Below are 26,568 nucleotides of genomic sequence, written 5' to 3'. Positions count from 1 at the left end.
CCCGTTGCCACTGCTCGCGATCGTCTTCGCCTTGTCGGCGTCTCACGCCGGCGCAGAGGACGGCCAGATGATGCTGGCGCCGCTCCCGCCCGGGCGTCCCTTCGATCTGGATCTTCCTGCAAAGGCGGCGATGCCTGCCATCGTGGTCCCTCCCCCGGCGGCCCCGGTTCTTGCTCCCGTGCCAGTCGCCGAGCAGGCCGACACCCCACCGGCACCGAATTCGCCCGCGGTCACGGAACCCGACGAGGATGAAGGCCCGGAATGGCCGAAGCTGACGCCCGGCCAGAAGGCCGGAGCGGAGCCGGCCTTCGATCCGGATGAAAAACCGGACCGGCCGGGCATCTCGACCGACCCCGGCACCTCGACCGCCTGCCTGCCGCAATCGCTGAAATCGATTCTCGGCAAGATTGCCGACAAGTACGGAGCCGTGAAGGTGACCTCGACCTGGCGGCCACCCTGGCGCGCCCGGCGCGGCTCTTATCATAAGCGCTGCGAAGCCATGGATTTCCGCGTGCCCGGCGTGCGGCCGCGCGTCGTGCTCGACTATGCCCGCTCGCTCCCGGAGGTCGGCGGCCACAAGGTCTATTGGAACGGACTTATCCACATCGACACGGGACCACGCCGGCCCTGGTGAGGCTGGTGGGGCCTTATCCTGGCTTCACTCGCTCTCAAGGCTTGAAGGCGCGGCGATGAAGCCTTAAACCGCAACTCGCAGGGGCGGTTAGCTCAGTTGGTAGAGCATCTCGTTTACACCGAGAGGGTCGGCGGTTCGAGCCCGTCACCGCCCACCAGTGCCCAGCGCCACGAATTCAGGCCAATTCCCGCCCTGCTCCCGGTAGAGCACGCGGCCGATGCGCTCATCCAGCCCCACCCCGTCCGCGGTTGCTGCCCCAAGGGCTTCGTTCAGGCTGTCGCGGCAACGGGTGCCGACCTGTCCAGAGCCCTGTTCTGCACTCTCCATCGGCAGCGCGGCTGGTTGCACCGTGCATGCGATGGCCCTTTGCCCCTCTTGCACGGCACCGGCCGTGAAGTGTCGTCATCCTGTTCGCGCAGACAAAGCCCCACAGGTCGCTGAGCCGTTCACAGGGACGCTGTTCTCGTGACGTGCACGATGATCCAGGGAGCGACCCACAGCAGCAGCAGCAAGACAAGGATCAACAGCCACGCTCGGTGCCATCCGCACAATCCGACCAGCTCAGGGCCGAGGAGATGAGAGCTGCTGGCGCCCCCCCTGGAGCGTGCCCCGACGTTTCGCTCATCTGCTCGAGCAGCTTTCTGATCGTGTCGCCCCGCATCGATCATCGCCGGGAGATCTGACGGATCGCGCCATCGAGACAGCCCAGGATGCGAGCGTCGCGAGCCTCTGAACGACGCAGCGCCGGATGGTCGCCAGCCGGCTCCACAGGCTCGCCCAGCGGGTCGCCCGGCGGCCAGCTGACTATCATCCCAATCGGGGCGATCATCAGCGCCGCCCGCGGATCTGCGACGCCATACGCCTCAAGCCGGAGGCGTAGTTCCGTTCGCAATTGTCGAATGCGCGTCGCGTCCGTCATCGTTCCGCCCCGCTCGGGACTGTTGGTTAACCACAGGTAAGCATGGGCAGATTTCGGCCGGCAAGCGGATTCATGTGCGAACAAAAAGCCGGCACGCGATCCGGATCACCGGCTCCTCGATGCCATGAAGCCGGTCTCTCCATTGGGGCCGGTCGTTGCGACCGCGCCCGAAAGTTCTCAGCCGAACCGGCCTGTTGATAACTCGGCTGAGATGCTTCGCTTCAGGAGCCTGCCGAATCCGCTCTTTGGGCCGGTGCCCGGCCCTTTCCAGCGGTCCGTGGGTCTGCCCAGCCCGATCTTTCAGGGCGCGTGGCGGCCAATGCGAGCAGCCGAAAGCGCCGATGAAATCGGGTTCGACGTGGCTTGTGTCTCGTTTTGCACTGCGAAAGGCGACGGCTTGCGCCCGCCGACGGCCCCGGCGGTTTGGATTTTGGGGAACATGAATTTTGCCGGCACCTCGCGCTTGACACCGCCGGCCCGGCACCCTAATCCCAACCTCGCTGAGGCCAAGACGCCTTAGCCGCCCAGCGCGGGCGTAGCTCAGTTGGTTAGAGTGCCGGCCTGTCACGCCGGAGGTCGCGGGTTCGAGCCCCGTCGCCCGCGCCATTTATCTCAAGCAGATAGATGAAAATTCACATCCCCCGTCACGAGCGGCTTCGGATGATGTTGGGCCCGGGATGGCTTCGCCTCCCACCTCCGTCTCTCATCTTTCGGCGTGGTCCGAGCACAGTTTCGAGCGCTCCGTCACGACGCGTTTGATGCGTCGAAGCGACCGCTGCGGGCGCTGCAGATTCGCCGTCTGCACGCGCCGTCGATTCATGATTCGAATCGGAAGACGCTCTTGCGCCCTATGGCACTGGTCGCAGCCACAGGGTGTGAATCACGCCGTCGTCAGTCCAGCCGATTCCGCATTCCAGCGCGCCGGGCGCGGCGAAGCGCGCCTCATAGACATCGACCCCACTCTGTCCGACCCCGTTGAAGCGCAGCGCCTCCAGAGCCCCCTTGGCCAGTAACGCAGCGCTCACCAGGGAGAACTGCTCCTGGACGGCCACAGCCAGCTCCGGGCTCATGTTTTCGACATAGCGATGTCCTGCCTGATGCTCCGCGATGACGCGGCGCAGGGTCGCCTCGCTGTCGGGATGTGGGAGGTTGGACTGGACCCTGCGGCCCAGCGCCTCTGCGATCCTCCGAGCCTCGTCCGCGCTGATGCGCTCGGCCATCGATTCGTGACCATCCTGATGGAGGATCAGGGCATCTGCCCGCCCACCTGGGCCGGGAACAAAGCTGACCTGCGCTGCTGGAAATTTCAGAAAGAACTTCGCGACGCTTTCAGCCAAGAGCTCCACGGGCGTCTGCCCCGGCGTTTCCAGAAGCAGCGTCTCGCCTCTGCGGCTGATCGACAGGATCAGCCCGGAGGTCAACCGGTAGTCCCCGACATAGCCGTCGAGCAGGTCCGGATCGATTGCGATCGCGGAGCGCGGCCGCGCTTGCTCATAGCGCCGCCAGGCGACTTCGTCAGTCTGCGTTTCACTCATCGTGGCCTCCTTCGCCAGCTTGATCAGTTCGTCGGTCGACAATGAGCCGCCGGTCGACAGCTTCGCCCGCGCCGCGCCGACCAGGGACAGCCCACGCTCAGTGCGGCTGTGCTGCTCCCGCAGGGCGGCTTGCTGCAGCGTGAGGATGCGATCGAGATCGACCGCCTTGCCCTGCAACAGCGCGGTGATACGTGCCAGGCTGAGCCCGAGCTGCTTCAGCGCAAGGACTTCATGCAGGCGGGCAATCTCGTCGGCGCCATAGAGCCGCCAGCCCTTCTCCGTGCGGCGCGGTTTGATCAGGCCGCGCTTCTCGTAGAGGCGCAGCGCACGCGCCGTCAGGCCAATGCGCTCGGCGCATTCCTGGGCAGCCAGCAGGGTGTCTTTGTCGGATCGGTTGCTCATCTCTGCTCCTCGACCTCGGCGTAAGCTATGACCCAGGGACCGGCTCAAGCGCCTTCTTCGGCGAACGACGCGCGAGCCGAGCACAGCGCAATCACGGCAGCCATCCCGAAACGAAGAAGGCCGGCAGCGATGCTGCCGGCCTTCTCGTCACTTGTGTGTCGTGCGGGATGACCGCGTCAGTGGGCGACGAGCCCGCCCGAAGCGTCATCCTCTGCCGCCTTGGGGCGAACCGCCGAGAGGTCCTCCTCCCAGACGATCGGCACGGGCTGGCGGATCAGCGCATGCTGGAGCACCTGCTCCATGCGTGCGACCGGGACGATCTCCAGGCCGCTCTTCACCGACTTCGGCAGGTCGATCAGATCCTTGGCATTGTCCTCGGGGATCAGCACCTTCTTGATGCCGCCTCTCAGTGCAGCCAGGAGCTTCTCCTTGAGGCCGCCGATCGGCAGTACCCTGCCCCGCAGCGTAACCTCGCCGGTCATGGCAAGGTCGCGACGGGTCGGAATGCCCGTCAGCACCGAGACGATCGCAGTCGCCATGGCGATACCGGCCGACGGACCGTCCTTTGGGGTCGCCCCCTCGGGAACGTGGACGTGGATATCGCGCCGCTCGAAGAGTGGCGGCTCGATGCCGAAATCGATGGCGCGCGAGCGGACATAGGATGCCGCTGCCGAGATCGATTCCTTCATCACGTCCCGCAGATTGCCGGTGACGGTCATCTTGCCCCGACCGGGCATCATGACGCCTTCGATCGTCAGCAGCTCGCCGCCGACCTCCGTCCAGGCAAGCCCCGTGACAACACCAACCTGATCCTCGGTCTCGGCTTCGCCATAGCGGTAACGCGGCGGGCCGAGATAGTCCTCGAGCACGGTCGGGGTGATCGCGACCTTCTTCTTCTTGGTCAGGATGATGTCCTTCACCGCCTTGCGCACGGTGTTGGAAAGCTCGCGCTCGAGGTTGCGGACGCCGGCCTCGCGCGTATAGCGCCGGATCAGCGTCATCAGGGCCTCGTCATCGATCGACCATTCCTTGGATTCAAGGCCGTGCTTCTTGATCGTCTCCGGGATCAGGTGACGACGAGAGATCTCGACCTTTTCTTCCTCGGTGTAGCCAGCAATGCGGATCACCTCCATGCGGTCCAGAAGGGCCGGCGGAATGTTCAGCGTGTTGGCCGTGGTCACGAACATGACGTTCGAGAGGTCGTAGTCGACCTCCAGATAGTGGTCGTTGAAAGCGGCGTTCTGCTCGGGATCAAGCACCTCGAGCAGGGCCGCCGAGGGATCGCCACGGAAGTCCTGACCCATCTTGTCGATCTCGTCGAGCAGGATAAGCGGATTGGCGGTCTTCGCCTTCTTCATCGACTGGATGATCTTGCCGGGCATCGAACCGATATAGGTGCGCCGGTGACCACGGATCTCGGCCTCGTCACGCACGCCGCCGAGCGACATGCGCACGAACTCGCGGCCCGTCGCCTTGGCGATCGATTTGCCGAGCGAGGTCTTGCCGACACCCGGAGGGCCGACGAGGCACAGGATCGGGCCTGCGAGCCGGTTGGCGCGCTGCTGCACGGCGAGATATTCGACGATGCGGTCCTTGACCTTGTCGAGACCGTAGTGATCGTCGTCGAGCACCTGCTGGGCGACAGCGAGGTCCTTCTTGATCTTCGACTTCTTGCCCCACGGAATGCCGAGCATCCAGTCGAGATAGTTGCGGACCACCGTCGCCTCGGCCGACATCGGCGACATCTGGCGAAGCTTCTTCATCTCCGCCATCGCCTTGTCGCGGGCTTCCTTGGAGAGCTTGGTGTTGACGATGCGCTCTTCCAGTTCGGCCAGCTCGTCGCGGCCTTCCTCGCCGTCGCCAAGCTCCTTCTGGATCGCCTTCATCTGCTCGTTGAGATAGTACTCGCGCTGGGTCTTCTCCATCTGGCGCTTGACGCGCGAGCGGATGCGCTTCTCGACCTGCAGAACCGACATCTCGCTTTCCATCAGCGAGAGCACCTTCTCCAGCCGGTGCGCGACATTGACGATCTCGAGCACGGCCTGACGGTCGGCGATCTTGACGGCCAGGTGCGAGGCAACCGTGTCGGCAAGCTTGGAGGGCTCGTCGATCTGCGAGACAGCGGCGACGATCTCGGGCGAGATCTTCTTGTTGAGCTTCACATAGCTCTCGAACTCGCTGACGACGGAGCGGCCGAGCGCCTCGACTTCGACCTTCTTGCCCTCTTCCTCGGAGAGCCCGATCGCATCAGCCTGATAGAAGGCTTCCTCGGCGACATAGGACGTCGCCTTGGCGCGGCCGACGCCCTCGACCAGCACCTTGACGGTGGAGTCGGGCAGCTTGAGCAGCTGAAGCACGCGGGCAAGCGTGCCGATCTCATAAATGTCCTTGGTCGCCGGATCGTCATCGCCGGCGTTCTTCTGCGTCGCAAGCAGGATCAGGCCGTCGGTCTTGACCACTTCCTCAAGGGCGCGAATGGACTTCTCGCGTCCGACGAAGAGCGGGACGATCATATGGGGGAAAACGACGATGTCGCGCAGGGGGAGAACCGGATAGGTGCCGGTCTCGCCGGGAACGAAAGGAGCGCGGGGCGCCGAACCAGTCATGACTTATCCTTTGCAGTTGCGCCCGGCGAACCCCCTTATGGGCGGAACGATCGGACGTAAGCGGCAAGACGACCATTCGCCTGACCGCCCCCGCGGGCCCCGCCCTTAGAAGGCGCGCGACTCTCGCAGGTGCACCTAAAGTGGAGGCTTCTGTGCCGGCTTTCAAGCAAGCCGAAGACGTCTTCCAACGTTGCTTTGTCGCAAGGAACGATTCCGACAAGGCAACGGCCTTCCGAACGCAAAACGCGCGCCAACCGGCGCGCGTTCCCGAAATTGCCAAATTCAGCGAAGCTCAGGCCGAGGCCGACTTCGCGTCCTCCTCGCGTTCCGCATAGATGAAGAGCGGACGCGACTTGTTTTCGACGGCCTCCGGCCCGATCACGACCTGCTCGACACCTTCCAGCCCCGGCAGCTCGTACATGGTCTCGAGCAGGATACTCTCCATGATCGAACGCAGGCCGCGTGCGCCGGTCTTGCGCTCAATCGCCTTGCGCGCGATCAGGCTGACAGCCTCGTCGGTGAAGGTGAGCTCGGTATCCTCCATCTCGAAGAGGCGCTGATACTGCTTCACCAGCGCATTCTTCGGCTCGGTCAGGATCGTCTTCAGCGCCGCCTCGTCGAGATCCTCGAGCGTCGCCAGAACCGGCAGACGGCCGACGAATTCCGGGATCAAGCCGAATTTCAGCAGATCCTCAGGCTCGACTTCACGGAAGATCGCGCCAGTGCGGCGGTCGTCCGGGGCCTTCACGATCGCGCCGAAGCCGATCGAGGTTCCCTTGCCGCGGCTGGAGATGATCTTGTCCAGCCCGGCGAAGGCGCCGCCGCAGATGAACAGGATGTTGGTGGTGTCGACCTGCAGGAATTCCTGCTGCGGATGCTTGCGCCCGCCCTGCGGCGGCACCGAGGCGACCGTGCCTTCCATGATCTTGAGCAGCGCCTGCTGGACGCCCTCGCCCGAGACGTCGCGGGTGATCGAGGGATTGTCGGACTTCCGGCTGATCTTGTCGATCTCGTCGATATAGACGATGCCGCGCTGCGCCCGCTCGACATTGTAGTCGGAGGCCTGGAGCAGCTTCAGGATGATGTTCTCGACATCCTCGCCGACATAGCCGGCCTCGGTCAGCGTCGTCGCATCCGCCATCGTGAAAGGCACGTCGAGAATGCGGGCGAGCGTCTGCGCGAGCAGCGTCTTGCCCGAACCGGTCGGTCCGATCAGCAGGATGTTCGACTTCGCAAGCTCGACATCGTTGTGCTTTGTCGCGTGCGAGAGCCGCTTGTAGTGGTTGTGCACCGCGACCGAGAGCACCTTCTTGGCGTGGTCCTGGCCGATGACATAGTCATCCAGCACCTTGCGGATCTCGCGCGGGGTCGGGACGCCGTCCTTCGACTTCACCAGCGCGGATTTCGATTCCTCGCGGATGATGTCCATGCAGAGCTCGACGCATTCGTCGCAGATGAACACGGTCGGGCCCGCAATCAGCTTGCGAACCTCGTGCTGGCTCTTGCCGCAGAAGGAGCAGTAGAGCGTGCTCTTCGAATCGCCGCTGCTGACCTTACTCATCGTTCATCTCCATTTCCGGAGTCGGGCCACACCAGCCGAAGCGGATGCAGGCGTCGTCCCTCCGTCATAATAGGCCGCTCAGTTCGCGATTATTAGGTTAACGCGTCAGGCCGAGACATCCGACCTGAAAACCTGACCCAAAACCGGACACCAGCTGCGCCTGTCCGCTCACCCGAGTCCCCATGCAAGCATGGGGCCGCTTTCCAAATCAATATGGGACGCCCGGCTGACCAAGCCAACCCACAGATAGCGGGGCGGCTCGTCGCAGCCGACACCAGACGGGAGCCGAAACGCCCAAGGCGTGTTTCGGCCCCTGCCCGGTTCTCCATTCCGGCCCGATCAGGCCGCGGCGTCTTCCGGACGCCGATCAATGACCTTGTCGATCAGGCCGAAATCACGGGCCGCCTCGGCAGTCATAAAGTTGTCGCGCTCGAGCGCAGCCTCGACCTCGTCATAGCTGCGGCCGGTATGCGTGACATAAATCTCGTTCAGCCGGCGCTTGAGATTCTCGACCTCGCGGGCGTGGATCAGGATGTCAGTGACCTGGCCCTGATAGCCGCCTGAGGGCTGGTGCACCATGATACGGGCATTCGGCAACGCGAAACGCATGTCCTTGGCACCCGCCGTCAGCAGCAGCGACCCCATCGAGGCCGCCTGCCCGACACACAATGTCGTGACCGGGCAGCGGATGAACTGCATCGTATCATAGATCGACAGGCCCGACGTGACCACGCCACCCGGCGAGTTGATGTAGAAGGAAATTTCCTTCTTCGGATTCTCGGCCTCGAGAAACAGCAGCTGCGCCACGATCAGCGAGGCGGAGTAATCCTCGACCGGGCCGGTCAGGAAGATGATGCGTTCCCGCAGCAGGCGCGAGTAGATGTCGAAGGCGCGTTCACCGCGGCTCGACTGCTCGACCACCATCGGGACGAGATTGTTGTAGGTCTCGATCGGATCGCGCAGCATGGGTCTATCCTTGGGGTCGCGGTCGCCGGGAATCAGCGGATTTCGTGAATGCCATTCACATAAGCACGCGGATCGTGGCTGAAAAGGGAAGCGCCGCCCTGGCCATTGCCGGGCGGCGCCATTCTTGAATCAAGGTTTCCGAAAGTCTCAGGCCGAAGCGTCGTCAGCCTTGGCAGCGTCGTCGGCCTTGGCTTCGGACTTCTTGGCCTTCTTGGCGGCTGCCTTCTTCGGCTTGGCCTCACCGGCCTCCTCAGTGGCGTCCTCGTCGGCGTAGAGCGCCTCGCGGCTGACCGTCTGGTCCTCGACCTTCACCTGGCTGAGCAGATGGTCGACGACCTTCTCCTCGAAGATCGGGGCGCGGATCTCGGCGAGAGCCTGCGGGTTCTTCTGATAGAACTCCCAGACCTGCTTCTCCTGCCCGGGGAACTGACGAACGCGCTCGACCAGGGCCTGGGTGACCTCGTCATCCGAGATCTGAACCTTGGCCTGCTCGCCGATTTCGGCCAGCACGAGGCCCAGGCGCACCCGGCGCTCGGCGATCCGGCGGTACTCGGCGCGAGCCTCGTCCTCGGTGGTGTTCTCGTCCGCGAAGGTCTTCTTCGCGTCCTTCATGTCGGCCTCGACCTGGCTCCAGACGGCAGCGAACTCCTGCTCGACCAGGGTCGGCGGCAGCTCGAACGTGTACTTGCCATCAAGCGCGTCGAGCAGGCTCTTCTTGATCTTGCGGCGCGACTGGGCGCCGAAATCACGGCCGATCTGCTCGCGAACGGCGCTCTTGAGCGCATCGAGCGACTCCATGCCGAAGCCCTTGGCGAGTTCGTCGTCGATCTTGAGGGCATCGGGGCCCTGCACGTCGTCGACGGTGACCTCGAACTCGGCCGGTTTACCGGCAAGGTGGGTCGCGGTGTAGTTTTCCGGGAACGTCACCTTGACGGTGCGCTTCTCGCCGGCCTTGGCGCCCTCGAGCTGATCCTCGAAGCCCGGGATGAACTGCCCCGCGCCGAGATCGAGCGGGATGCCCTCGCCGGTGCCGCCGTCGAAGGGCTCGCCCTCGAGCGTGCCGACGAAGGAGATCATCAGGCGATCGCCCTTCTCAGCCTTGGCCTTCGCACCCTTCGAGGTGAAGCTGCGGTTCTGCGACGCCATGCGCTCGAGCGCGGCATCGACTTCGCTCTCAGGCACTTCCGCGACCGGCTTGACCAGGGAAACGTCGGAGATGTCGGCGAGTTCGATCTTCGGCAGAACCTCAAGCGCGACCGTGAAGGCGAGGTCGCCCTTGGCCTCCATCGCGGCCTCGATCTCGTCCTTGTTCTCCGGGAAACGGATCTGCGGCTCGAAAGCGAGCTTCAGGCCGTTATCGGCGACGATCTTCTGGTTGGCCTCGTTGACTGCGTTCTGCAGCACATCGGCCATGACCGAACGGCCATAGAGCCGGCGCAGATGCGCGACCGGCACCTTGCCGGGGCGGAAACCGTTGATACGCGCCTTGCCCTGCAGGCCCTGCAGGCCATCATCGAGCCTGGTCTTGAGGTCGGCAGCGTTCAGCACCACCTGGAATTCGCGCTTGAGGCCCTGGGACAGGGTTTCGGTCACGTTCATTGTTTCGTTCCGCCAACTGCTCGTTAATTCAAAAATCCAAACGCGCGCCGTCGGGTTGCCCGCCGCCGCGCTTGAGAAATCCGGCCAAGTCTGGTGCGGGCGGAGGGACTCGAACCCCCACGACTTTCGCCGCTGGAACCTAAATCCAGTGCGTCTACCAATTCCGCCACGCCCGCCGACCCGATGCGCTGCGCGCGAGCAAACGCAGCGCCGCCATCGTTGGGCCGCGGTGCTATACGCATTTCAGGCGCAGCATGCAGCAAAAAAATGCGACGGTTCTGCGAAGCCGCTGAATCAGGGGCGTCATACCGGCCTCTCGCCAGATCGCGCGCCACGGATTATGCCGCTTGCCATGACCGACAGAAGCGTTCGCCGTCCTCCCTCTCACAGTTTCCAGGCGACCATGCCGACACGGCGCATGGTGCTGGCGGGACTAGGCGCCTGTGCAGTGCCGGCCGAGGCCGCCGCACAATCCTTGCCGGCCACCACCCCAGTGAAGCCCTTGACGGAGAACGCCGATTCGGCCGCTCTGCCGAACCGGAACCTCGTTGCCGGCCCGGCGAAGACACGCCTGCGGCCGCCTCCGGCCCCGGAGAGCGAAGTCTGGGCCATCGACGGAGAAACGCCGGCGCCCGTATTGCGGATCAAACTGGGACAGACGCTGCGGCTCCGGCTGGAGAACCGAACGACGAAACCGCTGAGCCTGCATTGGCATGGCTTGCGCGGAGCGTCCGAGATGGATGGCGTCGGAGGCTTCAGCCAGCAGCCGATCGCGCCGGGAGCCAGCTTCGAATACCGGCTGACGCCGCCCGATTCGGGCTTCTTCCTGTATCGCCCTCTCCTCGTCGACGCCTCGTCGGAACCGGCAGGACGCGGTCTGGCTGGCCTGCTCATCGTCGAGGAGACTAACCCGCCGCGCGTCGATCTCGACCTGCCGGTGGTGGTTACCGACTGGCTGCTGGGCGACGACCAATCGATCCAACCCTTTGACGCGAAGGGGCCCGAAGGAGCCGCCGCCGGCCGGCTCGGAAACTGGATCACCGTCAATGGCAAGGCGCCGCCCCAGCGCATCGCGCTGCTCCCCGGGGCGCGCGTTCGGCTGCGCCTCGCCAATGCCTGCAATGCCCGGATCACGCGGCTGCGCTTCGACGGCATCAAGCCTTTCGTCATGGCCGTCGACAGCCAGCCGACCGATAATTTCGAACCCGTGCGCGCGCAGCTGCCCTTCGCCCCCGGCACGCGCTACGATCTCGTCTTCGACATGCCCGACGAAGCCGGGGCCACAGCAATTGTCACTGCGCTGACCGGCTCGGGCCTGCCTCTGCTGCGCTTCGTCGCGGAGGGAGCAAAGCAGGCGGCAGCAGGCGAGATCGCTGCGCTCAAGCCAAATCCGGCCTTGCCGCTCGCCGTGCGACTGCAGGACGCCAGGCGTAGCGAAGTCGTCGTGACCGGCGGAGCCAAGGTCACCGGCGACAGCAAACTGGACCTCTCCGGTCTCGATCTCGCCCGGCCCTGGGCGATCAACGGTGCAATCGGCACGCCTGAAGCCAAGCCCCTGTTCAGCGTCAGGCGCGGCGCGCCGGTGGTGATCGCGATCGATAATCGCACTGCCTTCCTGCAGCCGTTCCATGTCCACGGCCATAGTTTTCGCCTGCTGCATCCGCTCGACGACGGCTGGGAGCCCTATTTCCTCGATACCGTCCAGATCCCTGAAGGGCGGCGGCTGCACATCGCCTTCATCGCCGACAATCCCGGCCGCTGGCTGATTTCGTCGACCGTGCTGGAGCGTTTCGATCTCGGTCTCTGGACCTGGTTCGAGGTGACGTGAGCCGCAGCCCCGGCTTGACCTCAGCCGGACGAGCGACCTAAGCCCGTTGCCGATAACCGCATTGGAGCCGCCATGTCCGCCAACGCCATCGTCACGATCGGCGCCGACCTCGCGAGGCCGGTCCGCTTCGGCAACGCCCTGCCGCTCGCCTTGATCGCTGGCCCGTGCCAGATGGAAAGCCGCGAGCACGCGCTCGAAATCGCGCTTGCGCTCAAGGAGATAGCGGAAAGACTTGAGATCGGACTGGTCTTCAAGACCTCCTTCGACAAGGCGAACCGGACCAGCGTCAAGGGGCAGCGCGGCATGGGCCTCGAGGCTGCCCTGCCCGTCTTCGCCGAGATCCGCGAACGCACCGGCCTGCCCGTCCTGACCGATGTGCACGAAGCCGCGCAATGCGCGGCCGTGGCCGAGGTCGTCGACGTTCTGCAGATTCCCGCCTTCCTGTGCCGTCAGACCGATCTGCTGGTTGCCGCCGCGCAGACCGGGCGCGTCGTCAACGTCAAGAAGGGCCAGTTCCTCGCCCCCTGGGACATGGTCAATGTCGCAGCCAAGGTCACCGAGAGCGGCAATCCGAATGTCATGGTCACCGAGCGCGGCGCGTCCTTCGGTTACAACACGCTTGTCACCGACATGCGGGCGCTGCCGATCATGGCCGAAGGCATTGGGGCACCGGTGATCTTCGACGCGACGCATTCCGTCCAGCAGCCGGGCGGCAAGGGCGCCTCCACAGGCGGCCAGCGTGAATTCGTGCCCGTGCTGTCGCGGGCGGCAGTCGCGGTCGGCGTGGCCGGCCTCTTCATCGAGACCCATCCCGACCCCGACAATGCGCCGTCGGATGGCCCCAACATGGTGCCGCTCGCGGACTTCCCTGCGCTGATCGCAGAGCTGCAAGGCTTTGATCGGCTTGCCAAGGCGAGGCGCGCGCCGGTTTAAGGCGCGTATGGACAAGCCCGTTACCGCAACCAAGCCCGCCTCGCTGCGCCCGCTGATCCTGGTCCTCGGGGCCTGCGGTTTCGCATCGACCTTCACCATGCGGATCCTCGATCCGCTGGTGCCGACACTGGCAGCCGAGTTCGGCCGGACGATCGCGCAGATCGCCGCCATGGCAACTGCGTTCTCCTTTGCCTACGCGGTCGGTCAGCCCTTCCTGGGCCCGATCGCGGATTCGGTCGGCAAGCTGCGGACGATCAGTGTCTGCCTCGGCCTGCTTGCCCTGCTCTCGATGGCCGCCGCCTTCTCCCTGTCCTTCGACGTGCTGACGGTGATCCGGGCGAGTACGGGCATCGTTGCCGGCGGTGTCATCCCCATCGCCATGGCCGCCATCGGCGACCGCGCGCCAATGGCCGAGCGGCAGGTCCTGCTTGGGCGCTTCCTTGTCCTGATGATCGTCGGGCAAATGGCGGGGGCCGCCTGCTCGGGCGTCATCGCGGAGCATTTTGGCTGGCGCAGTGTCTTCGTGATGGCCGCGGCCATGGCGGCGGCTGCAGCGCTTCTGGTCATCGTCGTGCTGAAGCCGCGGCCGGACGCGGCACGGCTGCCGCTCAGCTTTGCGGGCGCGCTGGCAAACTACAAATCCGTCTTCGCCAACCCGCGCAGCAAGCTGCTTTATGCGATCGTCATCACCGAGGGCAGCCTGATCTTCGGCATGCCGCCCTATGTCGCGGCGATCCTGCAGGAGCGCTCAGGGATTGGCCCCTCGCTGGCCGGGCTGGTGATCGCCGGAACCGGGCTTGGCGGCATCATCTACGGAATCCTGACCCGCATCCTGGTCGAGCGCCTCGGACCGGCCCGCATGACGGTCACCGGCGGGCTCCTGATGGCGACGGGCTATGTGCTGTTCTCGCTGCCCTTCTTGCCGTGGTGGAGCGCGGTTGGCCTGTTCACCCTGAACGGGTTCGGCTTCTTCCTGATGCACGGCACCTTCCAGGCTCAGGCGACCGAGCTCGCTCCGACAGCGCGCGGCTCGGCTGTCTCGCTCTTCGCCTGCGCGCTGTTCCTGGGCCATGCGATCGGCCCCGTCGCCATGGGCATCGCGCTGCATCTGCTCGGCACGACAGGCGCGATCCTGCTCTTTGCAGCAGGGATCGGCCTGCTCGGCATAGTGACGCCGCGCATCCTGCCGCTGGCAGGCTCGCGGACCTGAACTCAGCGGCCGCGGTAGGGAGCGACGCCCTGATCGGGCAGCCAGAGGCCCTTCGGCGGCTCGCCTGTCTGCCAGAACACATCGATCGGGATGCCGCCGCGCGGGTACCAGTAGCCGCCGATGCGGAACCATTCCGGCTCGAGCAGATCGACCAGGGTCTTGCCGATATTGATCGTGCAATCCTCGTGGAAGGCTCCGTGGTTGCGGAACGACCCGAGATAGAGCTTCAGCGATTTCGATTCGACCAGCCATTGGCCCGGCAGATAATCGATGACCAGGATGCCGAAATCGGGTTGGCCGGTCACCGGGCAGATCGAGGTGAATTCCGGGCAAGTGAAGCGAGCGAGATAATTCGTGCCGGCATGCGGATTGGGCACGCGGTCGAGGCGGGCCTCCTCGGGAGATTGCGGCAATGCGCTGGCATGGCCCAGCTGCAGGGTCGAGGCGTCGATCGTCATGGGTCGTGGCTCCTTGAAGGCGGCCTTCTAGAGCCTCGGGCGCGCCCGCGCCACCGGCCAATCGCCGCGACGCCTCTTTCCGTTACGCCCGTGCTTGGCTAGAAGCGCGGCATCCTTCCGTTTCGCCTCGCACCGGAGCCTCCCATGACCGCGATCATCGACATCATCGGCCGCCAGATCCTTGACAGCCGTGGTAATCCGACCGTCGAGGTCGACGTCGTGCTCGAGGACGGCTCAATGGGCCGCGCCGCGGTCCCCTCCGGCGCCTCGACGGGTGCGCATGAAGCCGTCGAGCTGCGTGACGGCGACAAGAGCCGCTATCTCGGCAAAGGCGTTCTGAAGGCCGTCGAGATCGTCAACACCACCATCGCCGAAGCCCTCGTCGCCATGGATGCCGAGGACCAGGCCGCGATCGACCAGACCATGATCGATCTCGATGGTACGCCGAACAAGAAGAAGCTCGGCGCCAACGCCATTCTCGGCGTCTCGCTCGCCGTCGCCAAGGCCGCAGCCGAATGCTCGGGCCTGCCGCTCTATCGCTATGTCGGCGGCACCTCCGCCCGCGTCCTGCCCGTGCCGATGATGAACATCGTCAATGGCGGCGCCCATGCCGACAACCCGATCGACTTCCAGGAATTCATGATCATGCCGGTCGGCGCGCCTTCCTTCGCGGAAGCCCTGCGCATGGGCGCCGAGGTCTTCCACACGCTGAAGAAGGCTCTGCACGACGCCGGCCACAACACCAATGTCGGCGACGAGGGCGGGTTCGCGCCGAACCTGAAATCGGCCGAGGCTGCGCTCGATTTCGTCATGCAGGCGGTCGAGAAGGCCGGCTACCGGCCGGGCGAAGACATCGCGCTGGCGCTCGACTGCGCCGCGACGGAGTTCTTCAAGGACGGCTCCTATGTCTATGAAGGTGAACGCAAAACCCGCGATCCGAAGGCGCAGGCCAAATACCTCGCCAAGCTCGTCGGCAACTATCCGATCGTCTCGATCGAGGACGGCATGGCGGAGGATGACTGGGAGGGCTGGAAGGCTCTGACCGATCTCGTCGGCAGCAAGTGCCAGCTCGTTGGCGACGATCTCTTCGTCACCAACGTCACCCGCTTGTCGCAGGGCATCAAGAGCAAGACCGCGAACTCGATCCTGGTGAAGGTCAACCAGATCGGCTCGCTGACCGAGACGCTTGCCGCCGTCGAGATGGCGCAGCGCGCCGGCTACACCGCGGTGATGTCGCACCGCTCGGGCGAGACCGAAGACGCGACCATCGCTGATCTCGCGGTCGCGACCAATTGCGGGCAGATCAAGACCGGCTCCCTCGCCCGCTCCGACCGTACCGCGAAGTACAACCAGCTGCTGCGCATCGAGGAAGAACTCGGCGCCCAGGCGATCTATGCCGGCCGCTCGGCGCTGAAGGCGCTGGCCTGAGGCTGAAGGCGCCTGCTCTCACCAGCTCGGCAGGAGCTGGCTTGCCGTCGAGACCGTCCAGGTCCCGGCGGCGCCGACCCGGTCGGCAAGGCCGCCCAGCGCGCGGCCGGCGCGCGTAACGCCGTCGGGCAGTTCCAATCCCAGCAGGCTTGGCCCGCGCGTTGAAGCGACGGCTGCCTTGGCGTCTCCCGCGGAGGCCGCCAGTTGCAGCGGAGGCGAAATCGGCAAGGGCTGAGCTGCCGCGACGCTTGGCTTGCTCCGCTCGCGCGGGACGGTGTGCGCCGCCGCAGTGACGGGCGCGCTGCTCCGTTGCGGTTCGGAGCGAGCCAAAACGGGTGTGGTGCCGGCTGGCAGCGCCCAGGCTGTCGCCATCGGCATCAGCAACGTCGCCGGCACAGCCAAGGCTCTGGTGGGCGAGACTGTCTCCGCATTGCCGGCGCTCATCTGATCGCGATGCCGCTCCAGGAACTTGCTAACGGGCGCTTCCGAGCCACTCGCAGGCGCGGCATCCGGCTGCGCTGCCCGGACGATCTGCTCAGCCATGGTCGCGCGATGGGTGGCTCCGGACTGGATCTGAAGAAAGGCAAGAACTCCGGCGGCAGCCACGGAGGCCGTGACAGAAACCGCCACCTGGCCGCCGAAGCTGCGCAGAACCCGGCCGATCGCCATCTTCGTCGTATCGTCGTTCATGAGTTCATCCCTTGGTCGCCCGAAGAGAAGCGGCCGGACACGGCGACAAAATGGCGCAGCCGGGGAGCAATTGCGGCCCTCGACAGATTTCCCATCCCGCGACCGGTGCGGGCGCGCCATGCAGCATCGGGCATATCGCGATTGTGCGATGCGGGATTAATCGAAGCATGGATAAGATCGCCGACGCTTCGCTGATCGATCACAAGGCAGTACGGCTGCGTTGGCGTCTCGCCGTCATCGGCATGCTGTGCAGCGTGCTGATCTTCGGCTCGAACTTCGTGATCAGCCGCCACGCCGTGCTCAACGGACTGAGCCAGCACGATCTGCTGGCCCTGCGCTTCACGACCGCCGGTCTTCTGCTGTTGCCGATCTTCCTCAGGGATGGGGGCTTGGCGACATGCGGCGGCGTGACCTGGCGGCGCGGAATCTGGCTCGCGATCACCAGCGGCTTTCCGATGACCTATCTGATGCTGACCGGGCTGACGCTTGCCCCGGCGGCTCATGGCGCCACCATCGGGCCTGGAACGGTGACGCTGATCGGCATCGCAGGAAGTGTCGTTCTGTTTGGCGCCATGCTGACGCGGAACCTGATCATCGGCGTCATCGGGGTTCTCGCAGGCCTGGCCTGCCTCGGCATTGCCGGCAGCACCGCTTCGACGGCCGGCACCTTGCGCGGTGATCTCTGCTTTCTCGGCGTCGGGCTGCTCTGGGGCTTCTACCCGCTGCTGATCCAGCTCTGGAAGGTGAACGGACTGAAGGCGGCGGCGATCGTCTCGGTCCTGTCGATGGCCTATCTGCCGTTCTACTTCCTGTTCTACTTCCGCGGCTTCGATGTCGCGCCATGGTGGGTGCTCGTCGCACATGCGCTCAATCAGGGCGTGCTCAACGTCATCATCGGCCTGTGGATCTGGGGCTGGGCGGCACATGTGCTCGGCGCTTCCGTCGTCGGGCGGTTCCCCCCCTTGATCCCGGTGACCGGCACCCTGCTCGCCATCCCGATCCTGGGCGAGATCCCGGGGCCGCTTCAGGTGGTGGGCTTCATCCTGATCATTGGCGGCCTGTTCATCGCGTCATGGCGCCGCCCGACGCGTGCGACGGGCAATAGCCATCAGGCCCAGATTCCAGCCGACGCAAAGCAGAAGCCCGAGGCCGAGCGCCGGCCATGAGCCGAGCGGCACCGCCGTCAGGTGAACAAGCCCAAGCGCAAGGCCGAATCCGAGAAGGCCGAGTGCGCAGTTGGCGATGACGGCCGCCGTCGCGGGGCCGCCGATGCGTGGCTGCAGCATCACGATGAGGCTCGACAGCACGATTGGAAACGCCGCCAGCACGCCGGACCAACCCGGGCCGACGCGCGCGCTGATGGTCGTCACCGTGCCCGCCAGCCCAGCGACGCAAGCGGCGCGCAACGGGATCGCGTACCAGGGCCGCCCGGGAGGTGCGGCCGGCCTCGCCGCCAGATATGGCCTGAAGAGCATGTGAAGGCCGGCAAAGACCGCCACGGTCAGTGCGGCCATGACCATGACCGGCGGCGCGAGCTGCCGCAGCACGATGGCAATCGTGAACCACGTCGCCAGCCCCGGCACGAGGCTCGCGACCATGCCGAGGCGCTGGGCGAGCAGGACATAGACCAGCGCCAGACCGGCATTCGAGAGATTGGCGGCCATGCTGCCGAGCGCACCGGCGGCGATGAAGGCCGGATCGTGCTCGAGCGCCAGGAAGACATAGACCGGCCCGGCCGAAATCGGGAGTGTCGCGATCAGGGCCGCGACGAGCGGGCCGGTTCGCTCGGCCAGCAGCGAGCAACCGACGACGATCGCTGCCGCGGTCGCCATCTTGAGCAGCAGCATGCCGAGCCAGGGGTCGATCATCGCCCCAGCCGGGACTTGGCCGCCGCAATCGCGATCATGCCGGCTCGCCCTTCGCCCAGCCTTCCTTGGTCTCCGCGATGAAATCGGCCAGCGTTCCGGCCGCGATCGCGGCACGCAGCCCGGCCATCAGGTCCTGATAGTAGGCGAGATTGACCCAGGTCAGCAGCATCTTGCCGAGCATCTCGTCGGCCTTGACGAGGTGGTGCAGATAGGCGCGCGCATAGCCGTTGGCAGCCTGGCAGCTCGATTGCGGGTCGATCGGCCGGGGATCGTCGGCATGCTTGGCATTGCGCAGGTTCATCCGGCCGAAGCGGGTGAAGATCTGGCCATGGCGCCCCGCACGGGTCGGCATCACGCAGTCGAACATGTCGACGCCGCGGTTCACCGACTCGACGATATCGTCGGGCGTGCCGACACCCATCAGGTAGCGCGGGCGCTCCTGCGGCAGGTGCGGCTCGACCGTCTCGATCATCGCGAGCATCACGTCCTGCGGTTCGCCGACAGCAAGGCCGCCGATCGCATAGCCCTTGAGGTCCATGTCGACGAGCGACCTGGCGCTCTCGACACGCAAGGACGGTACGGAACCGCCCTGGACGATGCCGAAGAGAGCCCTGCCCGCGGGATTGCCGAAGGCCGTCTTACAGCGCTCGGCCCAGCGTAGCGAGAGGCGCATCGCCTTCTCGGCGACCTTGTCCTCGCATGGCAACGAGACGCATTCGTCGAGCTGCATGACGATGTCAGAGCCAAGCAGGTTCTGGATCTCGACCGAGCGCTCGGGCGAGAGCATGTGGCGCGAGCCGTCGATATGCGACTGGAAGGTAACCCCCTCCTCGGTCAGCTTCCGGAGCTGGGAGAGCGACATCACCTGGAATCCGCCGGAATCGGTCAGGATCGGGTGCGGCCAGTTCATGAATTTGTGCAGACCGCCAAGACCCGCGATGCGCTCCGCACCGGGTCGCAGCATCAGGTGATAGGTATTGCCGAGCACGACATCGGCGCCGAGCGCCTTGACCTGCTCGGGATACATTCCCTTCACGGTCGCGGCTGTGCCGACCGGCATGAAGGCCGGGGTGCGAATTACGCCGCGTGGCATGCGGATCTCGCCGGTACGGGCAGCGCCGTCCCGACCGAGCAGATGGAAGCTGAAATCGGTTGTCATGCGCAGCGAGGTAGCGCAGCAGCAGCGACAACGGAAGTGCAGCGCACGCCGGCCCACCGTGACGACACGGCCGGGCGCGGCATGGTCATGGTCCTATCAGCGCGGAAAGGCCGCCTCGTAGAGTTCCGGCTTGAAGCCGACCAGTGTCCGCGAGCCAAGATCGAGTACCGGTCGCTTGACCAGAGAGGGCTGCGTCAGCATCAAGGAAATTGCCTTGCCAGTGTCGAGCCCCTGCTTGTCGGCATCGGCCAGCGCCCGAAACGTGGTTCCAGCACGGTTCAGGATCGTTTCCCAGCCATGTTCCGCGCACCATGCCTCGAGGCTGGCGCGTGCCACGCCCTCGGCCTTGTAGTCATGGAAGCGATAGCCGACCCCGTGCTCGTCCAGCCAGGTACGGGCCTTCTTCATCGTGTCGCAGTTCTTGATGCCGTAAATCGTGATCGCCATGTCGCCCCCTTGCCTGAGCGACTTGGTCTAGGCAGGGAATCGACAGGGCTCAACCGACGCGCGCCTTCTCCCCCAGAAAATCGAGCAACGCCCGGACACGTGCCGGCAGAGGTCCACCCTGCCCGAGATAGACGGCGTGCACCTCCTCGAGATCGCCCGGATTGCTCTCCTCCAGAACCGGTCGCAGCCGCCCCGCCCGGATATCCTCGCGCACGGTGAAGGTCGCCAGCCGCGCGAGCCCCACCCCGGCGACAGCCAGATGCCGCAATGCCTCGCCATCGCTGGTCTGTGTGCTACCGACGATCGGGACGGTGACGGCCTGACCGCCATCGAGCAGCGGCCAGCCTTCTATGGTGCGGGCGTAGCAGAGGCCGATGCGGTTATGACCGTGGAGTTCCGCGACACTCTTCGGCTCGCCGAACCGCTCCAGATAGCTCGGCGCCGCGACGATCGTCATGCGGGTCGCACCGAGCTTGCGGGCGATGAGATTGGAACTCTTCAGCGGCCCGGCCCTGACCGCGACATCGGTACGCTCTTCCATGAGGTCGATGATGGCATCGGTCTGCACGAGGTTGAGCATCACGCCGGGATAGCGCGCCAGGAATTCCGGCACGACCGGCGCGAGAATATGCGTGCCGTAGGACGCGTTGGTATTGAGGCGAATGCGGCCTGCCGGGCTCTCGCTGGAGGAGGCGCTGCGCTCCGCCTCATCCAGATCGGCCAGGACACGGATGCTGCGCTCATAGAAGATGCCGCCTTCCGGCGTAAGCTGGAGCTTGCGCGTCGAGCGGTTCACCAGTCTCGTGCCAAGGCGGCTCTCCAGCCGAGCGACGAGCTTGCTGACGGCCGAAGGCGTCATCCGGAAGGCACGGGCCGCCGCCGAGAAGCCGCCGAGCTCCACGACCCGAGCAAAGACCTCCATCTCGCCGGAGCGGTTGATCTCCAAACGCGCCATGATGAATTCATCTCACAAATGATGTTCCTTGCGGCAGTCTAACGCACGATGCTGCAGCGCGCCATCTTGCCGCGAGACATTCCCCGTCTCGCGGACACACACCATGCCCATTGCACTCTATGCCCTCACCGCCGGAGCCTTCGGCATCGGCGTCACCGAATTCGTCATCATGGGCCTGCTGATCGAGATTAGCGCAGATCTCGGCGTCTCCATCGCTTCGGCCGGGCTGCTGATTTCCGGCTATGCGCTCGGCGTGGTCGTTGGTGCGCCGCTGATGACAGCCTTCACCGCACGCTGGCCGCGCAAGACCGTGCTGCTCGCCCTCATGGTCATCTTCACCCTCGGCAACGCCGCTTGTGCCTTGGCTCCGGACTACGGGTTGCTGATGGCTGCGCGCATCCTCACCGCCTTCGCGCATGGTACGTTCTTCGGCGTCGGCTCGGTCGTCGCGACGGGCCTCGTCCCCCAGGAGCGCAAGGCCTCGGCCATTGCGATCATGTTCACTGGCCTGACGATCGCCAATATCCTCGGCGTACCGTTCGGCACCTGGCTCGGGCAGCAGCTCGGCTGGCGCGCCACCTTCTGGGCTGTGACCCTTGTCGGCATCGTCGCACTCGCCATCATCGCGGCCTTCGTGCCGAAGGATAAGGCGGCACCGGAGGCGAGTGACTGGCGCACCGATCTGAAGGCGATGGCGCAGCGCCCCGTGCTGCTCGGCCTGCTGACGACGGTTCTCGGCTTTGCCGGTGTCTTTGCTGTCTTCACCTATATCGCGCCGATTCTGACCAAGGTGACCGGGCTCGGCGATAGCCTGGTCTCACCCGTCATGCTCGTCTTCGGCGCCGGCTTGATCGTCGGCAACCTGATCGGCGGACGACTGGCCGACCGTTACCTCGTCCCGACGGTGATCGGCAGCATGCTGGTCCTGGCGCTCGTGCTCGGCCTGATGACCTTCGCCATTCACGACGGCATAGCAGCCACCATCTTCGTCGGGCTGCTCGGCGCCGCCGGCTTCGCGACCGTCCCTCCCCTTCAGATCTGGGTGCTGGAGAAGGCCTCCGGGGCTGGTCAGAGCCTCGCCTCCAGCCTCAACATCGCCGCCTTCAATCTCGGCAATGCACTCGGCGCCTGGGCCGGCGGCGCAGTGATCGACCATGGCCCCGGCCTGACGGCCGTTCCCCTTGTCGCAGCGCTGATGCCGATCGGCGGCCTGCTGGTCGCACTGTGGAGCCTGCGCCTCGATCGGAAATCCACAGCCCCCGCACCGGCTCTGAGTGGCTGCTGACCGATTTCGTCCATCCAGACTTATCTGCTCGCTCGAACGTCAAGGAGAACCATCATGGATTATCGCAATCTCGGGGCATCGGGTCTCAAGGTCCCTGCCCTCAGCTTCGGCGCCGGAACTTTCGGCGGCCAGGGTCCGCTCTTCGGCGCCTGGGGCACCACCGACGCCAGGGAAGCCCGGCGCCTGGTCGATATCTGCCTCGAAGCCGGTCTCACTCTGTTCGACACCGCCGACGTCTATTCCAACGGAGCGTCCGAGGAGGTGCTGGGCGAAGCGATCAAGGGGCGCCGCAACGAGGTGCTGATCTCGACCAAGACCAGCCTCCCCATGGGCGATGGCCCCAACGATGCCGGCTCGTCGCGCCCGCGCCTGATCAAGGCAGTCGAGGATGCGCTCCGTCGGCTCGGCACCGACCATATCGACCTGTTGCAGCTCCACGCCTTCGATGCCCATACGCCGATCGAGGAGGTCCTGTCGACGCTCGGAGACCTCGTGCGCGCCGGCAAGCTCCGCTATGTCGGCGTCTCCAACTTTGCCGGCTGGGAGCTGATGAAGTCGCTTGCGCTCGCTGAGAGGCATGGCTACCCGCGCTATGTCGCTCATCAGGTCTATTACTCGCTGGTCGGGCGTGACTACGAATGGGAACTGATGCCGCTCGGGCGCCACCAGGGCGTGGGCGCATTGGTCTGGAGCCCGCTCGGCTGGGGCCGCCTCACCGGCAAGCTGCGCCGCGGCCAGCCGTTGCCGGAGGGAAGCCGCCTGCACCAGACCGCCGAGTTCGGTCCGCCGGTCGACGATGAGCGGCTCTATGCGGTGGTCGATGCGCTCGACGAGGTCGCCAAGGAGACCGGCCGATCGGTGCCGCAAATCGCGATCAACTGGCTGCTTCAGCGCCCGACCGTGTCGAGCGTCATCATCGGCGCCCGCAACGAGGAGCAGCTCCGGCAGAATCTCGGAGCGGTCGGTTGGTCGCTGACCGCCGAGCAGATCGCGCGACTGGATGCAGCAAGCAGCGTGACCGCGCCCTATCCCTATTTTCCCTATCGCCGTCAGGAAGGATTTGCGCGGCTCAACCCGCCCATCGTCTGAGACTGCAGGACAAGCCAGCCTGACGCCCGAGCGGCGTCAGGCATTGACCGCCAGCGTAGCCACAACGGTCATGATGAGCAGAGCGATCTGCGTGAGCTGGAGTTCGCCCTGGCGGATCCAGTAGCCAAACCAGAGGCCGCCGCTCATCCTCGACAGCCAGACCAGCGCCATCACGCCGAGCCCCGCAGTCGAGAACCAGATGCCCCGCTCCGGAGACACGGCAGTCAGGCAGGCGCGGATCAATTCATATCCACCAAGGCCAAGCAGCGCGGTCGCAAGAGCCTGCATCGCGAGGATTGCGGCAAGCGCGAGAATAGACCAGCCATCGGAGAGCAATTCCCGCCGCAGCAGCGGTGTCGGAATGGCCGGCTCCTCCTTGAGCGGCATCATTGCCAATGTGCGCGCAATGGCAGCCGCCGCCCCGCGGAAGTCGCGAATATTATTCAGCACCGTGATTGCCGACCAGAGCGCAAGGCCGCAGACCAGCATCGCCTTGAACAGCAGGATCGCTGGGGGCAGATCAGGCACGATCCACGCCCTCGAAGCGCGTTTGAGGAAGACCTGCATCTGCCGAGCGGACTGAATGTCGCCCCGCCGCTCGGCAGCCGCAATTCCGCTCTGCCACGCTGCGCACGCCCCTTGCGTCAGACCCGCCAGCAACCGGGCACGCCCGAGCTGCGCCCATGCCGCCGAATAATCGGGATCAAGCACGACCGCGCGCTCGAGATGCACGATCGCGGCCGCGCCATCGCCGCACTTCAGGCAGGCAGCGCCGAGGGCGAAGCGGAGGATGTGGCTGTCCGCGCCTGCCGCGAGCCGCGCCGACAGCCGCTCGGCAAGACCCGTCACCGGCTCAGGCCGGCAAGCGCGACGCGACCACGTCCCAGTCGACGAGATGATCGACGAAAGCCTGGAGATAATCGGCACGCCGGTTGCGATAGTCGACATAGTAGGAGTGCTCCCAGACATCGCAGCCGAGCAGCGGCGTCTGGTCATGGACCAGCGGGTTGATCGCGTTGGCTGACTTGGTGACGGCAAGGCGCCCGTCCCGCGTCTGCACCAGCCAGACCCAGCCGGACCCGAACTGGGCAAGGCCCTGCTTCACGAACTCGGCCTTGAAGGCATCGATCGTTTCGAAATCGCCCTTCAGCCGGGCATCCAGCCTGCCAGGCATGCCGCGGGCATCGCGCCGCATCGATGGCCAGAAGAAAGTGTGATTCCAGTGCTGACCCGCATTGTTGAAGATCGCCTCTGCCCCCGGCTTTTCGAAGGAGCCGCGAACGATCTCCTCAAGGCTCAAGCCTTCGAAAGCGGAGCCCGGGACAAGCTCGTTGAGTTTGGTGACATAGGCCTGATGGTGCTTGCCGTGATGCAGCTCCAGCGTCTCCGCGGACATGACGGGCGCCAGCGCATCGGAGGAATAAGGCAGGCTCGGAAGGGTGAAGGGCATGATCGTTTCCAGCGCTGGCTTGCAGTGAGCCGCAGCAAGCTCTATTAAACAAGTATTATCTTGGAATATTGGCGCCGCTCAAATATGTCAAGCATTCACTTGGAAAATGAATCCTCGCTGCCTCGCCCGCCAGCGGACCGGCTCCTCACCCTGTTGAAGACACGCGGGGCGCAGACCGCTTCCGACCTGGGAAAGGCACTTGGCACGACGGGCGAGAACGCGCGGCAGCAACTCGCGAAGCTCGCGACCGACGCGCTTGTCGAAGCCGAGACCGTATCCCGGGGTGTCGGCCGCCCGACCCAGTTCTGGCGTTTGACCGACAAGGGCCAGGCGCGTTTCCCGGACAGCCATGCGGAGCTCACGGTCAGCCTGTTGCGGTCGGTGCGCGAACTCCTGGGCGCAGATGCACTCGACCGATTGATCGGCGCCCGCGAAACCGAGATGCGAACCGCCTATCAGGCGGCCATGGTGGACGCTCAAGGGCTGGAGACCCGCATTGCGGCGCTCACCGAGATCCGGAGCCGCGAAGGCTATATGGCTGAGTGGCAGCGATCGGAGGATGGCTGGCTTCTGATCGAGAACCACTGCCCGATCTGCGCCGCCGCATCGATCTGCCAGGGCTTTTGCCGCGCCGAACTCGCGATCTTCAGAGACACGCTAGGACCGGACTGCTCGGTCGAACGGGAGGAGCACATCCTCCACGGCGCGCGGCGCTGCGCTTACCGCATTCGACCTTCAACATAGCGGGTGCAGCGGCCAGCGCCCCAGAATCTCGTATCGGCCTTGTCCCTGGAAACTCTCGATCAGGACAAAGTCGCGCGCGATCCAGCCAATAGGCCGTTCGAGCCCCATGGAGGGGACGAGTTCACGGTCGTACAAAATGGTGACATGGGGCGTTGAGCCTGCCTGCCCGCCCGGCTTCAGCCCAACCCTCTTGAGCGCCCGATCGATGGTGCGGCGCAGTGTCGAGAGGGCGGCGAGATCCTCCCCGCAGCACAGGACGAAGGCGTGGGGCTCGCCGCCGCTGAAACTGAGGAACCGGTCAAGGCTCACTGCAAATTGATGCGCCTCGACCATTCGGCCCGCTTCCTGTGCCGCGGCGACGATCTCCTCGGGAAATTCGATGAAATTGCCGACCTTGTTCAACGAGACGTGAAGCAGCCTCGTCGGGCGCAGCCGGCCATGCAGATTGAACTCGGTGCGAAGGTCGCCGGCGAGATGGGAAATGTAGCTCGCAGTATCCGGCTCCGGCAGGAGGGCGAAGAAGAGCGCGACGCTTTCGCGGCTGCCCGGTCTTGGGGGGCCGCGAAGGTTTTGCGGAAGACCGAGATCCGGCATCGATAAATCAGACGCGTCGACAGGTGTCATCTCGCACCTCACTCTCGACCTGTCCGGCAAGCTGTCCGACCGCTACGGCAGCGCGGAATCCGATACCTGTTGTCCTGCCGCCGCTAGCAAGGCCCTCCAATCGCAGCGCGACCGACCTCAGCGCCATGATGCTCGCCGGAGGGGGACCAGGGCGCGCACTCGATCAAGAGATTTTGGA

The 26,568-nt window shown here is 65.2% G+C and carries 23 protein-coding genes and 3 tRNA genes; 11 read left to right on the top strand and 15 right to left on the bottom strand.

Annotated elements, in window-relative coordinates:
• Positions 1-4: 4 nt before the first annotated feature.
• The 3 genes from BIWAKO_RS23170 (at position 5) to BIWAKO_RS23150 (ending at position 2,159) form a co-directional block, all read left to right on the top strand.
• Entirely contained in the window at positions 5-634 is a 630-nt protein-coding gene (locus BIWAKO_RS23170) for a YcbK family protein (protein WP_069880653.1), read from the top strand.
• A gap of 81 nt (positions 635-715) precedes the next feature.
• A tRNA-Val gene (locus tag BIWAKO_RS23165) sits at positions 716-791 on the top strand.
• A gap of 1,291 nt (positions 792-2,082) precedes the next feature.
• A tRNA-Asp gene (locus BIWAKO_RS23150) sits at positions 2,083-2,159 on the top strand.
• 242 nt (positions 2,160-2,401) lie between these two features.
• On the opposite strand, the gene BIWAKO_RS23145 is transcribed toward BIWAKO_RS23150, so the two are convergent.
• The 6 genes from BIWAKO_RS23145 to BIWAKO_RS23120 form a co-directional block, all read right to left on the bottom strand.
• The gene (locus BIWAKO_RS23145; RefSeq protein WP_069880650.1) at positions 2,402-3,490 is read right to left on the bottom strand and encodes a MerR family transcriptional regulator; all 1,089 of its coding nucleotides are present in this window, start codon (positions 3,488-3,490) and stop codon (positions 2,402-2,404) included.
• 176 nt (positions 3,491-3,666) lie between these two features.
• Entirely contained in the window at positions 3,667-6,096 is a 2,430-nt protein-coding gene (gene lon, locus BIWAKO_RS23140; protein ID WP_069880649.1) for an endopeptidase La, read from the bottom strand.
• A 292-nt stretch (positions 6,097-6,388) separates the two neighbouring features.
• Entirely contained in the window at positions 6,389-7,657 is a 1,269-nt protein-coding gene (clpX, locus tag BIWAKO_RS23135; RefSeq protein WP_069880648.1) for an ATP-dependent Clp protease ATP-binding subunit ClpX, read from the bottom strand.
• Positions 7,658-7,996: 339 nt separating this feature from the next.
• Positions 7,997-8,623, bottom strand: a complete 627-nt coding sequence (locus BIWAKO_RS23130) for an ATP-dependent Clp protease proteolytic subunit (protein WP_371332038.1) — start codon at positions 8,621-8,623, stop codon at positions 7,997-7,999.
• Between the two features lie 147 nt (positions 8,624-8,770).
• Complete coding sequence (gene tig / locus BIWAKO_RS23125; protein WP_069880647.1) at positions 8,771-10,222, bottom strand: trigger factor; 1,452 nt, start codon at positions 10,220-10,222, stop codon at positions 8,771-8,773.
• A 91-nt stretch (positions 10,223-10,313) separates the two neighbouring features.
• Positions 10,314-10,398: transfer RNA gene (locus tag BIWAKO_RS23120), tRNA-Leu, on the bottom strand.
• Positions 10,399-10,574: 176 nt separating this feature from the next.
• Here BIWAKO_RS23120 and BIWAKO_RS23115 point away from each other — a divergent pair.
• From BIWAKO_RS23115 to BIWAKO_RS23105, 3 genes are all read left to right on the top strand, one after another.
• Positions 10,575-12,050: a multicopper oxidase family protein gene (locus tag BIWAKO_RS23115; RefSeq protein WP_069882719.1), complete on the top strand. Its 1,476-nt coding sequence runs from the start codon at positions 10,575-10,577 to the stop codon at positions 12,048-12,050.
• Between the two features lie 72 nt (positions 12,051-12,122).
• Entirely contained in the window at positions 12,123-12,983 is an 861-nt protein-coding gene (gene kdsA, locus BIWAKO_RS23110; RefSeq protein ID WP_069880646.1) for a 3-deoxy-8-phosphooctulonate synthase, read from the top strand.
• A gap of 7 nt (positions 12,984-12,990) precedes the next feature.
• On the top strand, positions 12,991-14,193 hold the full coding sequence (locus tag BIWAKO_RS23105; RefSeq protein ID WP_069880645.1) for an MFS transporter: 1,203 nt from the start codon (positions 12,991-12,993) through the stop codon (positions 14,191-14,193).
• Positions 14,194-14,195: 2 nt separating this feature from the next.
• Here BIWAKO_RS23105 and queF read toward each other — a convergent pair whose 3' ends face one another.
• Positions 14,196-14,651, bottom strand: a complete 456-nt coding sequence (gene queF, locus BIWAKO_RS23100; RefSeq protein ID WP_069880644.1) for a preQ(1) synthase — start codon at positions 14,649-14,651, stop codon at positions 14,196-14,198.
• Positions 14,652-14,795: 144 nt separating this feature from the next.
• Between queF and eno the strand changes: the two genes are divergently transcribed.
• Complete coding sequence (gene eno / locus BIWAKO_RS23095) at positions 14,796-16,079, top strand: phosphopyruvate hydratase (RefSeq protein ID WP_069880643.1); 1,284 nt, start codon at positions 14,796-14,798, stop codon at positions 16,077-16,079.
• An 18-nt stretch (positions 16,080-16,097) separates the two neighbouring features.
• On the opposite strand, the gene BIWAKO_RS23090 is transcribed toward eno, so the two are convergent.
• A complete protein-coding gene (locus tag BIWAKO_RS23090; RefSeq protein ID WP_069880642.1) occupies positions 16,098-16,769 on the bottom strand; it encodes a hypothetical protein in 672 nt (223 codons plus the stop codon).
• A 167-nt stretch (positions 16,770-16,936) separates the two neighbouring features.
• On the opposite strand from BIWAKO_RS23090, the gene BIWAKO_RS23085 reads away from it, so the two are divergent.
• Positions 16,937-17,935 (top strand): DMT family transporter, encoded by a 999-nt coding sequence (locus BIWAKO_RS23085; protein WP_069880641.1) that lies wholly within the window; start codon positions 16,937-16,939, stop codon positions 17,933-17,935.
• Here BIWAKO_RS23085 and BIWAKO_RS23080 read toward each other — a convergent pair.
• From BIWAKO_RS23080 to BIWAKO_RS23065, 4 genes are all read right to left on the bottom strand, one after another.
• Positions 17,840-18,637, bottom strand: coding sequence for a hypothetical protein (locus BIWAKO_RS23080; protein ID WP_069880640.1), 798 nt, complete (start codon positions 18,635-18,637; stop codon positions 17,840-17,842). The two genes, BIWAKO_RS23085 and BIWAKO_RS23080, sit on opposite strands and share 96 nt — an antisense overlap.
• A gap of 34 nt (positions 18,638-18,671) precedes the next feature.
• Entirely contained in the window at positions 18,672-19,796 is a 1,125-nt protein-coding gene (gene tgt / locus BIWAKO_RS23075) for a tRNA guanosine(34) transglycosylase Tgt (protein WP_069880639.1), read from the bottom strand.
• A gap of 96 nt (positions 19,797-19,892) precedes the next feature.
• On the bottom strand, positions 19,893-20,243 hold the full coding sequence (locus BIWAKO_RS23070; RefSeq protein WP_069880638.1) for an ArsC family reductase: 351 nt from the start codon (positions 20,241-20,243) through the stop codon (positions 19,893-19,895).
• 49 nt (positions 20,244-20,292) lie between these two features.
• Positions 20,293-21,198 carry a LysR family transcriptional regulator gene (locus BIWAKO_RS23065; protein WP_069880637.1) on the bottom strand — a complete coding sequence of 302 codons (906 nt, stop codon included), beginning with the start codon at positions 21,196-21,198 and terminating at the stop codon, positions 20,293-20,295.
• Between the two features lie 103 nt (positions 21,199-21,301).
• Between BIWAKO_RS23065 and BIWAKO_RS23060 the strand changes: the two genes are divergently transcribed.
• A complete protein-coding gene (locus tag BIWAKO_RS23060; RefSeq protein WP_069880636.1) occupies positions 21,302-22,483 on the top strand; it encodes an MFS transporter in 1,182 nt (393 codons plus the stop codon).
• A gap of 54 nt (positions 22,484-22,537) precedes the next feature.
• Positions 22,538-23,572 carry an aldo/keto reductase gene (locus BIWAKO_RS23055; protein WP_069880635.1) on the top strand — a complete coding sequence of 345 codons (1,035 nt, stop codon included), beginning with the start codon at positions 22,538-22,540 and terminating at the stop codon, positions 23,570-23,572.
• Positions 23,573-23,608: 36 nt separating this feature from the next.
• Here BIWAKO_RS23055 and BIWAKO_RS36095 read toward each other — a convergent pair whose 3' ends face one another.
• Positions 23,609-24,421 carry a DUF2165 family protein gene (locus BIWAKO_RS36095; protein ID WP_201788642.1) on the bottom strand — a complete coding sequence of 271 codons (813 nt, stop codon included), beginning with the start codon at positions 24,419-24,421 and terminating at the stop codon, positions 23,609-23,611.
• Between the two features lie 4 nt (positions 24,422-24,425).
• On the bottom strand, positions 24,426-25,022 hold the full coding sequence (locus BIWAKO_RS23045) for a superoxide dismutase (protein ID WP_069880634.1): 597 nt from the start codon (positions 25,020-25,022) through the stop codon (positions 24,426-24,428).
• Positions 25,023-25,106: 84 nt separating this feature from the next.
• Here BIWAKO_RS23045 and BIWAKO_RS23040 point away from each other — a divergent pair, with 84 nt between their 5' ends.
• Positions 25,107-25,766, top strand: a complete 660-nt coding sequence (locus BIWAKO_RS23040; protein ID WP_069880633.1) for a helix-turn-helix transcriptional regulator — start codon at positions 25,107-25,109, stop codon at positions 25,764-25,766.
• Here BIWAKO_RS23040 and BIWAKO_RS23035 read toward each other — a convergent pair.
• Positions 25,758-26,390, bottom strand: coding sequence for a 2'-5' RNA ligase family protein (locus tag BIWAKO_RS23035; RefSeq protein WP_084651722.1), 633 nt, complete (start codon positions 26,388-26,390; stop codon positions 25,758-25,760). The two genes, BIWAKO_RS23040 and BIWAKO_RS23035, sit on opposite strands and share 9 nt — an antisense overlap.
• Positions 26,391-26,568: the final 178 nt, after the last annotated feature.

The sequence above is a fragment of the Bosea sp. BIWAKO-01 genome (genome assembly GCF_001748145.1).
Lineage (GTDB): Bacteria > Pseudomonadota > Alphaproteobacteria > Rhizobiales > Beijerinckiaceae > Allobosea.
The sequence above is the reverse complement of the archived record's forward strand: the minus strand, read 5'-3'. Positions and strand labels throughout refer to the sequence as shown.

Coding starts and splice junctions, on each gene's coding strand:
- BIWAKO_RS23045 (WP_069880634.1), bottom strand. CDS start 25,022: ATGCCCTTCACCCTTCCGAGCCTGCCTTATTCCTCCGATGCGCTGGCG.
- BIWAKO_RS23055 (WP_069880635.1), top strand. CDS start 22,538: ATGGATTATCGCAATCTCGGGGCATCGGGTCTCAAGGTCCCTGCCCTC.
- BIWAKO_RS23070 (WP_069880638.1), bottom strand. CDS start 20,243: ATGGCGATCACGATTTACGGCATCAAGAACTGCGACACGATGAAGAAG.
- BIWAKO_RS23130 (WP_371332038.1), bottom strand. CDS start 8,623: ATGCTGCGCGATCCGATCGAGACCTACAACAATCTCGTCCCGATGGTG.
- tgt (WP_069880639.1), bottom strand. CDS start 19,796: ATGACAACCGATTTCAGCTTCCATCTGCTCGGTCGGGACGGCGCTGCC.
- queF (WP_069880644.1), bottom strand. CDS start 14,651: ATGACGATCGACGCCTCGACCCTGCAGCTGGGCCATGCCAGCGCATTG.
- BIWAKO_RS23035 (WP_084651722.1), bottom strand. CDS start 26,390: ATGACACCTGTCGACGCGTCTGATTTATCGATGCCGGATCTCGGTCTT.
- eno (WP_069880643.1), top strand. CDS start 14,796: ATGACCGCGATCATCGACATCATCGGCCGCCAGATCCTTGACAGCCGT.
- BIWAKO_RS23080 (WP_069880640.1), bottom strand. CDS start 18,637: ATGATCGACCCCTGGCTCGGCATGCTGCTGCTCAAGATGGCGACCGCG.
- BIWAKO_RS23040 (WP_069880633.1), top strand. CDS start 25,107: ATGTCAAGCATTCACTTGGAAAATGAATCCTCGCTGCCTCGCCCGCCA.
- BIWAKO_RS23090 (WP_069880642.1), bottom strand. CDS start 16,769: ATGAACGACGATACGACGAAGATGGCGATCGGCCGGGTTCTGCGCAGC.
- BIWAKO_RS23145 (WP_069880650.1), bottom strand. CDS start 3,490: ATGAGCAACCGATCCGACAAAGACACCCTGCTGGCTGCCCAGGAATGC.
- BIWAKO_RS23105 (WP_069880645.1), top strand. CDS start 12,991: ATGGACAAGCCCGTTACCGCAACCAAGCCCGCCTCGCTGCGCCCGCTG.
- kdsA (WP_069880646.1), top strand. CDS start 12,123: ATGTCCGCCAACGCCATCGTCACGATCGGCGCCGACCTCGCGAGGCCG.
- BIWAKO_RS23065 (WP_069880637.1), bottom strand. CDS start 21,198: ATGGCGCGTTTGGAGATCAACCGCTCCGGCGAGATGGAGGTCTTTGCT.
- clpX (WP_069880648.1), bottom strand. CDS start 7,657: ATGAGTAAGGTCAGCAGCGGCGATTCGAAGAGCACGCTCTACTGCTCC.
- tig (WP_069880647.1), bottom strand. CDS start 10,222: ATGAACGTGACCGAAACCCTGTCCCAGGGCCTCAAGCGCGAATTCCAG.
- BIWAKO_RS23060 (WP_069880636.1), top strand. CDS start 21,302: ATGCCCATTGCACTCTATGCCCTCACCGCCGGAGCCTTCGGCATCGGC.
- BIWAKO_RS23085 (WP_069880641.1), top strand. CDS start 16,937: ATGGATAAGATCGCCGACGCTTCGCTGATCGATCACAAGGCAGTACGG.
- lon (WP_069880649.1), bottom strand. CDS start 6,096: ATGACTGGTTCGGCGCCCCGCGCTCCTTTCGTTCCCGGCGAGACCGGC.
- BIWAKO_RS23115 (WP_069882719.1), top strand. CDS start 10,575: ATGACCGACAGAAGCGTTCGCCGTCCTCCCTCTCACAGTTTCCAGGCG.